This is a genomic window from Pseudoalteromonas sp. MMG005, from assembly GCF_018101015.1.
In the GTDB taxonomy this organism is placed as follows: domain Bacteria; phylum Pseudomonadota; class Gammaproteobacteria; order Enterobacterales; family Alteromonadaceae; genus Pseudoalteromonas; species Pseudoalteromonas aurantia.
This window is the reverse complement of record NZ_JAGJEK010000011.1, coordinates 21,533-35,050: the sequence shown is the minus strand read 5'-3', so window position 1 is coordinate 35,050 and position 13,518 is coordinate 21,533. Positions and strand designations below refer to the sequence as shown.

The window sequence follows — 13,518 nt, the reverse complement described above, 5'->3', positions numbered from 1 at the left end:
ACCGCCGTTTTATACAGCATTGAATTCGATTGCAAAGTACTCTAACAGGAATAAGCTGGAGGTGGATATTTTGCGATAAATGAGTCTTAGGGGCCCTGTAATTCCTCTCACAAAAATACAGGCCCTAAGAACTCCAGCGCTACCCGTTCAAAGGTAATCTTTTCACATTGCGTGATTCAGTTGCCTCATATATTGAGACCAATTTGTTACAATAGTTAGCGACGTTGCTTATAGTAAGCGATTAGACCACTTGTTGAGCTATCGTGTTCATGATGCACATTATCTTGGGTCAATTCAGCTTCAATGGCTGACGCTAACCCTTTTCCTAGCTCGACACCCCATTGATCAAATGAACAAATTTCTAACAGGATACCTTGGCAGAATATTTTATGTTCATATAACGCAATCAATCGCCCAACTGCCTTTGCATCAACCGTATCAAGTATCATAGAGGTTGTCGGCCTATTTCCTTGATGAATTTTATGTGCAATTAGTTGCTCTACTTTTTCTTGAGCGATGCCCTTCTCAGCCAAATCTTTGCGAACTTGTTGCTCATCTACACCTGCCATCATTGCTTCAGTTTGAGCAAAAAAGTTTGATAACAAAATATCATGATGCTTATCAACCACTTTTTGTGGTTTTACTGAAGCGATAAAATCTGCCGGTACAATATTATTGCCTTGGTGCAGATATTGATAAAATGCGTGTTGGCCATTGATCCCTGTCATTCCCCAAATTAATGGTACTGTTGTATATTCAACCGTTCGTCCGTCAAATGCAACTGACTTGCCATTGCTCTCCATCTCACCCTGTTGTAAATAAGCCGGTAACATATGAAGTGCCTGATCATAAGGTAATATTGCTTGTGCCTTATACCCCAAAAAGCTGGTATTCCAAACACTCAAAAGTGCCATGATTATGGGTATATTTTGTGATGTCGGTGCATTTTTAAAATGCTCGTCTATCTCATAGGCACCAGCTAATATATCAGAAAACACCTCAAAACCGAGATATAACGATATTGGTAAGCCAATGGCACTCCACAGAGAAAACCGGCCACCGACCCAGTCCCACATAGTAAATACATTTTCATCAGCAATACCGAATGCACGGGTTTTTTGTAAGTTCGTACTGACAGCAACAAAATGCTTTTCAATTGCAGCTTCGCTTTTTGCGCTATTTAAAAACCATTTAACCGCAGAATTTGCATTAGTCATTGTTTCTGATGTTGTGAACGTTTTTGAAGAAATCACAAACAAGCTTGTTTCTGGGTCAACTTTATTTAGTACATCCGCTAGCTGTACACCATCTACATTCGAAACGTAGTGCACTTTTAGCTTATTGTCTGTATGCGCTTTAAGCGCCTCAGTTGCCATTTGCGGACCTAGGTTCGAACCTCCCACACCAATAGCGACAATGTCTTTTACTGCTTTACTGGTATATCCAGTCCATTCACCCGAGCGCACTTTCTCAGTAAAATGCTTAATTTTATCCAATTCTGTTTGAACCGCAGGCATAACATCTTCACCGTCAACCATGACCGATGAACCTGAACGATTACGCAATGCCGTGTGAAGAACCGCTCTATCTTCAGTAAAGTTTATTTTCTCACCACAGAACATTTTTTTACGCCACGCATCTAGATTTACTTCTTCAACTAAAGAAATTAAATGAGAAAAAGCATCTTCATCTATCAGTTGCTTGGAATAGTCAAAAAGTAAACCTGGGATTTGGCACGAAAATTTATTAAACCGCTGATCGTCCTGAGCAAACAGGCTTTTTAGTTTTTGTTGTTTTAAATTTGCTGCAGACTGCTCTAGCGCTTGCCAACTACTAAGGTTGCTTCGGCAACTCATACTATTCCCCTAAACACGAATAACTTATTGAAAAATGAAGTAATACAATATTTCAACGAGTAAAATAACACTTGTTCAGTTAACCTTAAGTTAAAATGACAACGCTGTCAATCATCTACTTTTTGATTTTACTACGGAGATAATAACTCAATTTTGATGTTTTGACACCGGTATCATTAATTTATTTATGATCTTTATGCTGCTATTTTATGTTTGGATTAGATAGACTAAGCTACAAATATTATCATTTAATGAATTTTGAGCTCGTTGCGCTCTCTCAAATAAAAGAACAACAAAATGAAAGTCACCATAAATGATGTCGCTAAGTTAGCCGGTGTTTCAATGAAAACCGTCTCTCGTGTGATCAATAAAGAACCGTCAGTTCGAAAGAAAACGTATGATATTGTAATGAATGCGGTTAAAGAGTTGAACTATCAGCCCAATATTGCAGCTAGAAACCTCGCAGGTACTTCATCATTTGCGGTTGGTTTAGTTTATGACAACCCCAATGCTTACTATGTAATTGATATGCAAAATGGGGTTTTGTCACGCTGTAAAGAAGAGGGGTATGAACTGGTTATTCATCCTTGCAGCTACTCTGACGATAATATGCAAGAAGAATTTGTGACCATGATTAAACGTTCACGATTAGCTGGTTTAGTACTCACACCACCACTATCGGAGCAACAAGCGATCATTGATATGTTAGACGAAATTGGTATTCAATATGTCCGGCTTTTATCGGGTCGAGCACAAGAAACTGAGAATAGTAGCAATTGTATTTTTGTGGATGATTTCGCCGCGTCTCATGAAATAACAGAGCACCTTATTTCATTAGGCCATAAAAAAATAGGTTTTGTATTAGGAGACAAAGAACATAAATCGACCTCAGAGCGCCTGGCTGGTTATCGTCAAGCACTACAAGATCATAATGTTGCGTATAATGAGCAACTAATTTATGAAGGAAGTTACTCGTTCGAATCTGGTGTACTTGGCGCACAAAGTTTACTCAAAGATAACAACCAAAATAATATTACGGCGATTCTTGGTGGGAATGACGAGGTTGCTGCAGGTGCATTGTTTGCCGCTCGATTAATGAATATAGACATACCTGCTCAACTTTCAATCACAGGGTTCGAAGATTCTCCCTTCTCTCGCCAAACATGGCCTAAATTAACCACTGCACATCAAGCTAATAATGTTATTTCAGAGCATGCAGCAAGGTTACTTTTCACAAAGACACGAGGTTCAAGGTCACAAGATAGAGATATCATAACGACTTTTACACCATCACTTGTTATTCGTCAAAGTACTGGTGCCGCAGCAGATAATAGTTAACTTTTGCTACAATGCTTACTAATAAGGCAACTTATATTAGCTGCCTTTATTAAATACTTTTCACAAAAACACGTCAGCTTAAGAAGCTTAATAGGAATATCAGAGCGGCTTTCATCCCAGTACTTGTTATTCTTCAAAGCATTGGGGGAAAAGCGCATAATAGCTAATTTTTGCTACGATATTCACAAAAAAATAACTTATATTAGCTTTCTTTCAGTAAAGGCTTTTCCGGTTCTTGCCATTGAGTTGACCAAGCATTGAACAGTGCTTTAACTAAAGAAGCGAGAGGAATTGCAAAAAACACCCCCCAGAAACCCCATATCCCACCAAAAAATAGCACAGCAACAATAATGTATACTGGGTTGAGGTCAACCGCTTCTGAAAACAAAAGTGGTACTAATACATTGCCGTCTAACGCTTGAATTACCCCATAGACAATGAGCACAGTCCAAAACTGCGTATCAACACCAAATTGAAATAAAGCAACCGCCGCAACTGGAATTGTGACAAGTGCCGCACCAATAAATGGAATTAATACTGATAAACCAACAAGCGCACCAAGCAATGCTGCATAACGTAAATCTAAAATATAAAAAGCAATAAATGTAGTACTACCAATAATGATGATCTCGAATACTTTCCCACGGATATAGTTCATGATTTGGTGATCCATTTCATGCCAAACCTGAATGATCAAACGTCTATCTTTCGGGACCAAGCGAGCAATACCATCTGTTAACGTGACTTTATCTTTCAGCATGAAAAATACTAATAATGGTACAAGGACTAAATAAATTAGCCAGGCTACGACGTCCTTTAAAGATGTCAATGATGCAGATACAACGACTTGCCCTAGTTCAATAACTTTAGACTCAAATGTCGTTACAAACGACTGCACTTGTTGAGTTGTTATCAAGTTGGGGTAGTCATCTGGCAAATGAAGTAAAAAATACTTGCCCTTTTCAATCATGTGCGGGCTTTCTTGTAATAGGTTGCTCAGTTGCTGCCACAGCACAGGAACAATACCCAGCAACAAGGCAAGTACCACTCCAACAAACAATAACATGATTAGAGTTGTCGCCAGTACCCTATTATGAACTACCGCTTGAACATGCGCAGTTGGCCAATCTAGCAAATACGCGATCACTAAGGCTACAAGTACAGGTACAACAAACGGACCAAAGAAGTAAAGTAGCATTGCTAATGTAATAAGCATCAGTAACAGTGTTACTGAATGTGGATCTGAAAATTTGTTTTGATACCACTGTTTTACTATTTCAAACATGTTTAATACTCACCTCAATGAAAGGTTGGGAGGTAACCTGACTATAATAATGATAGTTATGTAGTGTTAAATATCGCACAATATCACTAATATCTTGTTCGCCTAAATGATGAAACCGGATTGTACCTTCAGCTTTGTCAGCCTGTAACAAGTGCCATTTAAATTGCACAAAAAACTGTGGACACTTAAACTCTGATAGGTCAATGTCTAGCATATACGTGGACTCTCAGCAATTTTCTATGAAGCCTGTATCAAATAACAGACAATTAGTGTAACACTGTGATGTACAAACTAAAAAGGTTAGTTCTATAGCTTGGTACACCGCAATGGTTTATCCTTATAGATATAAGTAGAATTTGTAAGGTTTTTTTATGCCTAAACCCAGCGGTAAAGCCCAACTACCCGATAACCCAACGTTAAAAGAAATTAATTGGTATAAAAAACAAATTAATTGGGGCGAACTTCCTCCGTTTTACCACCTTGTCGCATCTTCAGTCAGCGAGAGTGAAGGGATTCTACAGCATGGCTTTGATAATGCTGTAAAGCAACTATTAGACAAACGCAATTGGAACCTCGCGCTATTAGATGGCTATGAAGATGATAATGGGATCATACACACTCATGAAAAACCTCGGATTGCATTGCATCAAGCGTTTACTGACAGAGGATTTGAACTTTGGGCATACCCTTATGCGAAAGATATGAAAGTCGATAATTATATCAAAGATAACCGATTTATGGAGTTTCAGATTTGGGACCCCCATACAATGAAAAACCTTATTCGTATAAATCAACTCCATAAATTTATTGGGTTTTACTTCGAGCGAGGTGATATAGCAGATAAAGCAATTATCTTACACGCTCATAAAGTAGTTCATAAGATAATTACTTTTTTAAAAAAAGAATTGAACGTCAAAACTGTTGATGGTGTCTCAATAAAAGATTTTTACCAGCTCTGCGAAAAAGACAGCCGAGCATGCAGTGATGAAATAGATCTCGCAAAACTGATGCTTGGTGACGATATAAAGAAGGACTAGTATGACATTTAACACACTTCTAAGGTATATAATAGGTGCTGGGTTGTTGATATCGAGTTGCCAAGCAGCTGCACAAAGTCCATTTAAGCTGCCTGATTTAGGCACTTCAGCACTGCAAGCGTTGCCTATCGAAAAAGAACAAGCGCTTGGTAATGTAATGATGATGCAAATTCGTTCAGGTTCTCCATTATTGCAAGACCCTGTTTTAGACGAATACTTAACATCACTTGGAAATCGGTTAGTTGCGAATGCCAATGACGTGCGATTCCCTTTTACTTTCTTCTGGATCAATAACCCCGCAATTAACGCCTTTGCATTTTACGGGGGGCACGTCGGTGTTCATTCTGGTCTGATTGCGCAATCAGACAATGAAAGTCAATTTGCATCCGTTTTAGGCCATGAAATTGCCCATGTAACACAACGCCATCTTGCACGAAGAATACAAAAAGCACAGGACAATAGTGCTTTAACAATTGCAGGTATGATTGCGGGAGTTTTAGCCACTGTCGTTGCGCCAGATGCAGGTATGGCTATTATCGCGGCAAATTCAACTCAAGCAGCACTTAGTCAACTGACGCATAGCCGAAAAGCCGAGCAAGAAGCAGATAGATTTGGTATGCAAACTCTTCATGCGGCTGGCTTTGATGCAACTCAATCGGCTGAGTTTTTAAGTAAACTTGCCGCGCAAACTCGTTTTAAAAACAAGCCTCCAGTGTTTTTGTTAACCCACCCATTACCAGATTCACGTATATCCGATGTGAGGCTAAGAGCACAGCAATACAGTCCCGTTAGACTTATGGAAAGCACTAAGTTTCAGTTAGCAAAAAGCCGTGTACTTGCCAGGAATCAGTATAAAAGCGAAGACGCCCAAGCCTTTTTTGAACGTGAACTCAAGCACTCCTCAAAGCTAGATAACCGAGCACTCCAGTATGGGCTAGCACTATCACTACTCGATCAGGACAAGTATCTTTTAGCTGAAAATATTATCTTAAAACTACTCAGTAATGAACCAGATAACTTGTTCTACTTAGATGCTTATACAGATATATTAATAGGGCAAGAAAAAGCAGCTGAAGCCGTCAAATTACTCCAAGAAAAACATGAGTTCAGACCAAATAATCAAGTGATAACGCTTAACTTCGCGAATGCCGCTATTGAGGCAAAACAATACAATAAAGCCGCTCAATTGTTAAAGATATTCTTATTAGATAAACCGGAACATTCTCTGGCAATCGACTTATTGAGTAAAGTTTACAAAGAACAAGACAATAAATCAGCATATCACGAAACTAAAGCAAGTTTGCTGGCCCAGTACGGCGCGTATATTCAAGCAGCCGATGAAATACAACGTGCATTGAACAATGTTAAAAAGCAAGAAACCGTTAAAGCAAGTCGCCTCAAAGCTCTTTTAAGTCAATATAGGCAAATGCAAAAAGAGCTAGCAAAGCTTTAAGAATCCACATAGATACAGTAAAATATACAAAACTTATTCGGAGTTATTATGTCTGTCACCATCTACCATAACCCTCGTTGTTCAAAGTCTCGTGAGACATTGGCCCTTTTAGAAACGCAAGGCGTAACACCTACAATTGTCGAATATTTAAAAACACCAATCAACTTAGAACAATTAGAGACGCTACTTACACAACTCAGTTATCGTTCTGCACATCAGCTTGTGCGTAACAAAGAAGCGCTTTACAAAGAACTTGCATTAACACCTGAAACACCTGAAAGTACACTTAAAAATGCGATGATTGACAACCCAAAGCTGATAGAGCGCCCTATCGTTGTAAGTAATAATCAAGCCGCAATCGGTAGACCTCCTGAGTCTGTATTGGCAATACTATAAATGGTAAATATTGTTGTCTTGTATCATTCAAGTCACGGGTCAGTTGCAAACATGGCCCATGAAATTAGTGACACGCTTGAATATTTAGGCGCATCTGTGAAACTGAGAACTTTTGAGAAGAAGTTATCACACGATACTGTCGTAACGAAACAAGACCTTATAGAATGTGATGCGCTCGCCTTTGGTACCCCCACCCGGTTTGGGATGATGGCCGCTCAAGCGAAACTCTTTTGGGAAACCACCAGTGACATTTGGTTAAAGGGGCAACTGATAGATAAACCTGCCTGTGTATTCTCATCATCAAGTAGCATGCATGGTGGCAATGAAGCTACGCTTTTGAACTTATCATTACCTTTGCTTCATCATGGGATGATGTTATTAGGCGTACCCTATGACGTTCCTGAACTCATTGATACCACAACAGGAGGCACGCCATATGGTGCAACACATGTTGCTGGGGCAGATAACACAACAAAGTTATCAAATACGGAAATTAAAATATGCCAATCAGTCGGCAAACGATTATTTACTATAGCAAGTAAACTTAAATGAAGAAAATTGCAAAAAACCAAGTAACCCTCAATTATCAACGCTTAGCCTTAACTGGGTATATCGGCTTACTTTTATTAATGCCTATTTGGATGTTTGTACTTGTGCCTAAAGAGAATTACAGTACAGGGTTTATTTTTACCATCTATATACTCCCACTATTACTGCCTTTAAAAGGCATAATTCAAGATAAGCCTTACACATATGCTTGGGCAAATTTTATTGTTATGATCTACTTTATGCATAGTTTGACGATGATATGGATTGCACCAGAACAACGAATTATTGCATTACTTGAGCTATTACTGGCAACCGCAATGTTTGTTGGCTGCACATATTATGCAAGGCATAGAGGACAAGAGTTAGGCTTAAAGATCAGGAAGCTAAAAGAAGACTTAGCGGACGAGAAACAAGCCCACCAAGCACCTAAAGAGTAGTTAGAAACACTTATATTGTGTAGTACAAGCACCCTCGGTGTCTAATGTAGTTAGACACCGAGCAATGTAATAAGCACCAACAATGAAAACATACCCTGTAAACTAATGCTCAACCAACTTAATGCACTGAGCCCTTTAAGTGACCAAGGATGTATCCGAGAAGGATAAAGAGGCCCTCCCCTAATTCCCCTAGCTAAAACGAACACACTTACCCCTAACAGAGCCGAGCCCCATACAAATTCTTGTTTTGTACTTAAGTTGTCATGGAAAAAAAAGAATAACTGTAATGGTAATAGTAAAATAGCCAAAGCATATAAGGCATGAACTTGCTTAATTTTATTATACTGTGCTTGCTCTGACAGCTCGATAACACCAAACTCCTCAAGCACTTTTCTCGCCGCTAATGCACCATTTTTCATTGCTAATCGATACGCTGTAAGCTCTGACACATCTCTTTGATGTGGGTCACAGCCTGCATTTAATATCACTTTAACCATGCTTGGTAAATTTGAGCGAACAGCATAATGCAAACACGTTTGCCCCATATCATCTATACATTTAATATCCTGATATGGTAACAATTGCTCCACCACATTCACAAAACCTTTTTCAATCGCCCACATAAATGCAGAGCAACCTAATTCATCTTTTGCGTGCCCTTGAGCACCTTGGCTAATAAATGCGATCAATACCGATTGTTTTGCTTGATCTTGCATCACGTGTGCTAACAACGCCTGCTCTAATAAACTTGTTAACTCCTCATCGTCACATAGCTCTTTAAGTAAAGAGTAATACTCATCTCCCTTTAATAAGTTCTGTGTAGCGCGCTTTGTGGTTTCAGAGATATCGATAATACAATTAGGTAAAGCGTGAATAATGGCTTCTCGTAAATCTTCGTGCACCCATGCGTTACACACATCTACAGCTTCCATTTTTAAACCTTGCTTCACTCCCCATTTGATGACTTGAAAATAGCGCCGATGTAATAACAGTTCAAAAAAACTCGGGTTGGCTACACTATCAATCTGCAGCTGCAAGTCGCTATACTCTAACAACCTTTCTAATAAAGTCGCCGTAAGCGACTGTCTAGTCATACCAGTAGAATCAAGGTGCTCGAATAATTGTTGAGAATATGCTTGCTGTTGCTCATCGTATTCGTCTATATGTTGAAAATAACATGATTCAAACGGTTCTAATGGCTTTAACCACAGCAGATAAAATATAGGTGGTAATATGGTTGCTTCAACGCCCTGTTCATCGATTGACGTTTCGCAAGTTGGCCACGATTCCAAAGCGTCTAAAATAAAGGCCCCATTTTGCTCTGCTAGCCCTCTTAACAACAATGGATATTGTGCTGGCCAGATTAATACATGTTCCATTGATTGACTACTCACTCCATCCAAAAAAATAATACACCTTAGCCTAAAATAATAAGCCTGACCGAGATGTGAATAGTATCAAGTTAATATATAAATTGCTTCGTAAAAGCTACAATTTTCAGTACATTTTAAAAATATACTCAAGGTTACTGTGCTTAATTCCATTTTACTATTTTGAGCAGTACAATAAAGGCTGTTGACTATCTGGAGAGCACTATGGAACAGTTAGAAACTTGGCAAGTCACCTTAATTATTATCGGGGTGCTGGGGATAATTTGGAGTAATATTGCTTTACTCAAATATGCAACTAAATTTGAAGTAAAACAGAAATTAGAAAAACAGACACATAAAGAGACAACAAAAAAAAGCGCTGATTAAGCGCTTTTTTCATATTTCAAAACGCTAACCCACCAGCCAATGTGCCATCACTGCAATAACGGGTAACGTCACAAGTGTCCTCAAAATAAAAATAGCAAATAGCTCAAAAATGTTCACTGGAATTTTACTACCCAACAACAATGCTCCCACCTCTGACATGTAGATAAGCTGTGTAACACTCATCGCTGCAACAATGAAGCGAGTCACATCACTTTCAATATTACTGGCGGCAAGAATTGATGGAATAAACATATCTGCAAAGCCTACGACTATTGTTTGCGCAGCCTGCGCTGCTTCAGGAACTTGTAGCAACTCTAAATAAGGTACAAACGGAGTACCTAATATCTGGAATATCGTCGTATGTTCAGCAATAATTAATGCCATTGTTCCCACCGCCATTACGACTGGTAAAACTGCAAACACCATATCCAAAGCATTAACCAGCCCTTCTTGAATCGTCCCTTTGACGCCAGGTGCTTTCTTTGCTTTGGTTAAAGCGACATCTAATGCATGTGACAATAAAGTCTTCCCTTCCGGTACAGCTTCTGCATCCGTATCAACAGCACTGCCATCAATATATACATCTTGCTTGAAGCGAAGTGGAGGTAACCTAGGAACGATGATTGCCGCAACGAAACCTGCTAAGCACACCGTTAGATAAAATGGTGCAAATAGATGTTCTAATTTAACTTGTCCAATTACCACTAAACAAAACGTAATAGACACCGCTGAGAAGGTCGTGCCAATAATTGCGGCTTCTCTTTGCGTATAGTATTTGTCTTCATATTGTCGTGCTGTCATCAAAATACCGACACTGCCATCACCAAGCCAAGATGCAACACAATTCACCGCGCTTCTTCCTGGAACCCCAAATAACGGACGCATCACACGTGTTAATAAAGTACCTACTAACTCCAATAAGCCAAAATTGAGCAATAAAGGCAAGAGTAAACCAGCGAGTACAAACACGGAGAATAAAACAGGGAGTAAGTCATTTAGCACCAGAGAACCGGTATGTTCGGAGTGAATGATGCTTGGCCCTACTTGAAAGAATGTCATGATGATAAAGGTCATACCAAGTAAACGCGTAATTAGCCAAATCCAACTGACATCAAATAGATGTTTTAAGATTGGTAACTTTTCCACCCACACAGGCTTAACCTGCTTCACCAATAAACTCATCACTCCGGTAACTGTGATAATGGCTAAAATAACCTCACTAATAAATGGTGCTACAAATGTTTGCAAAGCCTTGGCCATTACTGCTATGGGTATGGTCATTGCCTCCCCAATTGCAACGGGTGTCATAAATAAGAAAACACCTATTAATGAAGGAACAATAAAAGCGAATAAAGTGCGTAAATCTACCGACTTTGCGCGGCTAGAGTGTGTTGTCATTATAATTTGCCTACAAAAACAAAGAAAAGAGCCTAAGCTCTTTTCTTTTTCAAAAATAAGGTGATTAAATTGTTAACCCTTTATCACGCAATACAGAAAGTAGTGTTTCCTGTAGCAACGTCATTGTACTAGCATCTAGTACTTCGTCGTTACTATCTCGCCATGTCAGCGATGTACTATTTTCTTTAGTTGCTGCCACAGTTATCACATAATCCCCGCTCTCAATTGGCAGCTCAAGTACATCATCTCCCCAAATTGAATCCCATACGCTGTCTTCTGGTTTCTCATAGCGTACTGAGACTGCACCGGTATCTCTATCAATACGGATCACAGTAAAATTCACGCGCTCTAGAAAGTTAGCAAACCGATCTATTATTTTTTCATGATTTTGCTCGGTGATAAATGCCGCATTACCGTCATCATCAAATCCGATTCTCAGTGACAAAATACCTTGCTGCTTCCTCAATTCAACTTCTAACAAACGATATAAGTAATCAAACTCAGCAACCACCTCGTTTAGGGCTCTCACTTCTAATTGTTGCTGTAACAGGTCTGTCAAAGGTCGAGTGTCACTGCGGTAATCTATCAATTCGGCTTTTAACGAAGCTGTTCGCTGATGCTCTTTACGTTCAATCACAAATTTAATACGTTGCTCTGAAACAGCCTCTGAATCTTCCCAAAACCAACCTTCTGTTGGCTTTATCAACGAATACCAATCTAATTCAACAACACCATCATTGCGTTGGTCTGAGATAATACGACTTTGGTGACTTGCTACGACGTTATCGACTGAACGCCAAATAAACTGATTTAAATCTTCAATTCCATCATTTTTATCAAAATAAACACGTGCAACAGTTTCATTTTCCTCTACCCAGCTTCCCGCAGCGAGCGTCAATACTTGCTGAGGAGGACGGAAACTCTTAGCCTCGGGATCATTTTTGAACTGAGCTACGTCCATTTTATACGTATCATCTTGAAACGGCTGCTCTAATTGCGCCGGAACTTTAACGGCCTCGCTAACACGATAATTTCGCTTATTGTGCGCATCGTTTATAAATACACTACACCCAGATAAACCAAGAACCACGCCAACTGTCAACGCTTTTGGGATCCAATACTGCACTGATTATTCTCCTTAGCAAACCCTTTATTTTTTAATTCAATACTATGAGTGGGGAATGCTGATTTGGTTCACTGTAAAATATAAAATTATGTCTTAATTAAACAGATAAAACATAAATAAAAGCGCTTCACTAGTTGCAAACGCAAAAACGACACTATGGTACTTTCCAAAACTACTAAACACAAGAAAGCCGTTCATTTATTGCATATTTAACCTACTTATTACAAAATCAACCATGCCTTGATGGCGTATCTATGTTACTATTTTTGGTTAAATATCAATTATTCGTCGTATTACTGCAGCGTTTGAAGCTTCGTGAGTAATCCTGACCCAATTTTAGGCACCTTGAATGACTGCTTTTGAAAACCAACAATTGGTACTAACAGCCATCGGTGAAGATCGCTCCGGTATTGTCAGTGAACTGACGCAATTAGTCAGTGATTGTCATTGTAATATTACTGACAGCCGTATCGCCATTTTAGGCAATGAATTTACCTTCATAATGTTACTAAGTGGTGACATGTCGGCCATAAGTCGTGTTGAGCACACTTTGCCTGTCAAAGGTATGGAGCTAGGCTTACTTACCATGATGAAACGCACAAGTACGCATTACCACTCAGATTTCAGCGCCGGATATACACTGGAATATAACGGTATCGATACTCCGGGTACCCTAAGTAAAGTTACACGTTTCTTTGCTGAACAAAGCATTAATATATGCTCTTTAAAATCAGATACCTACCAAAAAAGCACCGATACACATATGCGCTGCGAACTAGAAATAAATATACCTACTAATGTTGACGTCGATACTTTTAAGATCAAATTTGAAGATCTTTCCAGTACTTTAGACGTAGATTATATACTAAGACGCATTCGCTAAGGA

Annotated in this window: 14 protein-coding genes; 8 read left to right on the top strand and 6 right to left on the bottom strand. The window is 39.1% G+C overall.

Annotated elements, in window-relative coordinates:
* Positions 1 to 215 precede the first annotated feature (215 nt).
* Positions 216 to 1,856 (bottom strand): glucose-6-phosphate isomerase, encoded by a 1,641-nt coding sequence (gene pgi, locus J8M01_RS10080; RefSeq protein WP_211057888.1) that lies wholly within the window; start codon positions 1,854 to 1,856, stop codon positions 216 to 218.
* 297 nt (positions 1,857 to 2,153) lie between these two features.
* Here pgi and J8M01_RS10075 point away from each other — a divergent pair, with 297 nt between their 5' ends.
* The gene (locus J8M01_RS10075; protein ID WP_192506918.1) at positions 2,154 to 3,194 is read left to right on the top strand and encodes a LacI family DNA-binding transcriptional regulator; all 1,041 of its coding nucleotides are present in this window, start codon (positions 2,154 to 2,156) and stop codon (positions 3,192 to 3,194) included.
* A gap of 202 nt (positions 3,195 to 3,396) precedes the next feature.
* On the opposite strand, the gene J8M01_RS10070 is transcribed toward J8M01_RS10075, so the two are convergent.
* On the bottom strand, positions 3,397 to 4,479 hold the full coding sequence (locus J8M01_RS10070; RefSeq protein WP_192506917.1) for an AI-2E family transporter: 1,083 nt from the start codon (positions 4,477 to 4,479) through the stop codon (positions 3,397 to 3,399).
* Positions 4,472 to 4,693 (bottom strand): hypothetical protein, encoded by a 222-nt coding sequence (locus tag J8M01_RS10065; protein WP_192506916.1) that lies wholly within the window; start codon positions 4,691 to 4,693, stop codon positions 4,472 to 4,474. Before J8M01_RS10065 ends, J8M01_RS10070 begins: the two co-directional genes overlap by 8 nt.
* Before the next feature lie 157 nt (positions 4,694 to 4,850).
* Here J8M01_RS10065 and J8M01_RS10060 point away from each other — a divergent pair, with 157 nt between their 5' ends.
* The 5 genes from J8M01_RS10060 to J8M01_RS10040 are packed head-to-tail and all read left to right on the top strand — an operon-like array spanning position 4,851 to position 8,351.
* The gene (locus tag J8M01_RS10060; protein ID WP_211047818.1) at positions 4,851 to 5,516 is read left to right on the top strand and encodes a hypothetical protein; all 666 of its coding nucleotides are present in this window, start codon (positions 4,851 to 4,853) and stop codon (positions 5,514 to 5,516) included.
* Position 5,517: 1 nt separating this feature from the next.
* The gene (locus J8M01_RS10055; protein ID WP_211057887.1) at positions 5,518 to 6,969 is read left to right on the top strand and encodes a M48 family metalloprotease; all 1,452 of its coding nucleotides are present in this window, start codon (positions 5,518 to 5,520) and stop codon (positions 6,967 to 6,969) included.
* A gap of 48 nt (positions 6,970 to 7,017) precedes the next feature.
* A complete protein-coding gene (gene arsC, locus J8M01_RS10050; protein ID WP_192506913.1) occupies positions 7,018 to 7,365 on the top strand; it encodes an arsenate reductase (glutaredoxin) in 348 nt (115 codons plus the stop codon).
* Positions 7,366 to 7,917, top strand: a complete 552-nt coding sequence (gene wrbA / locus J8M01_RS10045) for an NAD(P)H:quinone oxidoreductase (RefSeq protein ID WP_192506912.1) — start codon at positions 7,366 to 7,368, stop codon at positions 7,915 to 7,917.
* Positions 7,914 to 8,351: a DUF2069 domain-containing protein gene (locus J8M01_RS10040; RefSeq protein WP_192506911.1), complete on the top strand. Its 438-nt coding sequence runs from the start codon at positions 7,914 to 7,916 to the stop codon at positions 8,349 to 8,351. The genes wrbA and J8M01_RS10040 overlap by 4 nt, the downstream gene beginning before the upstream one ends.
* A gap of 50 nt (positions 8,352 to 8,401) precedes the next feature.
* Here the strand turns inward: J8M01_RS10040 and J8M01_RS10035 are convergent, their stop codons facing one another.
* The gene (locus tag J8M01_RS10035) at positions 8,402 to 9,730 is read right to left on the bottom strand and encodes an ankyrin repeat domain-containing protein (RefSeq protein ID WP_211057886.1); all 1,329 of its coding nucleotides are present in this window, start codon (positions 9,728 to 9,730) and stop codon (positions 8,402 to 8,404) included.
* A 216-nt stretch (positions 9,731 to 9,946) separates the two neighbouring features.
* Here J8M01_RS10035 and J8M01_RS10030 point away from each other — a divergent pair, with 216 nt between their 5' ends.
* Positions 9,947 to 10,108 carry a DUF2897 family protein gene (locus J8M01_RS10030; RefSeq protein WP_192506909.1) on the top strand — a complete coding sequence of 54 codons (162 nt, stop codon included), beginning with the start codon at positions 9,947 to 9,949 and terminating at the stop codon, positions 10,106 to 10,108.
* Between the two features lie 24 nt (positions 10,109 to 10,132).
* Here the strand turns inward: J8M01_RS10030 and J8M01_RS10025 are convergent, their stop codons facing one another.
* Complete coding sequence (locus tag J8M01_RS10025) at positions 10,133 to 11,506, bottom strand: YjiH family protein (RefSeq protein ID WP_211057885.1); 1,374 nt, start codon at positions 11,504 to 11,506, stop codon at positions 10,133 to 10,135.
* 64 nt (positions 11,507 to 11,570) lie between these two features.
* Positions 11,571 to 12,632 (bottom strand): outer membrane protein assembly factor BamC, encoded by a 1,062-nt coding sequence (gene bamC / locus J8M01_RS10020; protein ID WP_211057884.1) that lies wholly within the window; start codon positions 12,630 to 12,632, stop codon positions 11,571 to 11,573.
* Between the two features lie 349 nt (positions 12,633 to 12,981).
* On the opposite strand from bamC, the gene J8M01_RS10015 reads away from it, so the two are divergent.
* Positions 12,982 to 13,515 carry an ACT domain-containing protein gene (locus J8M01_RS10015; RefSeq protein ID WP_210996197.1) on the top strand — a complete coding sequence of 178 codons (534 nt, stop codon included), beginning with the start codon at positions 12,982 to 12,984 and terminating at the stop codon, positions 13,513 to 13,515.
* Positions 13,516 to 13,518 lie beyond the last annotated feature (3 nt).

What these genes read in the sequence shown, in the direction of transcription:
- wrbA (WP_192506912.1), top strand. Translation starts at nt 7,366, where the DNA reads ATGGTAAATATTGTTGTCTTGTATCATTCAAGTCACGGGTCAGTTGCA.
- J8M01_RS10075 (WP_192506918.1), top strand. Translation starts at nt 2,154, where the DNA reads ATGAAAGTCACCATAAATGATGTCGCTAAGTTAGCCGGTGTTTCAATG.
- J8M01_RS10055 (WP_211057887.1), top strand. Translation starts at nt 5,518, where the DNA reads ATGACATTTAACACACTTCTAAGGTATATAATAGGTGCTGGGTTGTTG.
- J8M01_RS10070 (WP_192506917.1), bottom strand. Translation starts at nt 4,479, where the DNA reads ATGTTTGAAATAGTAAAACAGTGGTATCAAAACAAATTTTCAGATCCA.
- J8M01_RS10065 (WP_192506916.1), bottom strand. Translation starts at nt 4,693, where the DNA reads ATGCTAGACATTGACCTATCAGAGTTTAAGTGTCCACAGTTTTTTGTG.
- J8M01_RS10015 (WP_210996197.1), top strand. Translation starts at nt 12,982, where the DNA reads ATGACTGCTTTTGAAAACCAACAATTGGTACTAACAGCCATCGGTGAA.
- J8M01_RS10040 (WP_192506911.1), top strand. Translation starts at nt 7,914, where the DNA reads ATGAAGAAAATTGCAAAAAACCAAGTAACCCTCAATTATCAACGCTTA.
- J8M01_RS10035 (WP_211057886.1), bottom strand. Translation starts at nt 9,730, where the DNA reads ATGGAACATGTATTAATCTGGCCAGCACAATATCCATTGTTGTTAAGA.
- pgi (WP_211057888.1), bottom strand. Translation starts at nt 1,856, where the DNA reads ATGAGTTGCCGAAGCAACCTTAGTAGTTGGCAAGCGCTAGAGCAGTCT.
- J8M01_RS10030 (WP_192506909.1), top strand. Translation starts at nt 9,947, where the DNA reads ATGGAACAGTTAGAAACTTGGCAAGTCACCTTAATTATTATCGGGGTG.
- J8M01_RS10060 (WP_211047818.1), top strand. Translation starts at nt 4,851, where the DNA reads ATGCCTAAACCCAGCGGTAAAGCCCAACTACCCGATAACCCAACGTTA.
- arsC (WP_192506913.1), top strand. Translation starts at nt 7,018, where the DNA reads ATGTCTGTCACCATCTACCATAACCCTCGTTGTTCAAAGTCTCGTGAG.
- J8M01_RS10025 (WP_211057885.1), bottom strand. Translation starts at nt 11,506, where the DNA reads ATGACAACACACTCTAGCCGCGCAAAGTCGGTAGATTTACGCACTTTA.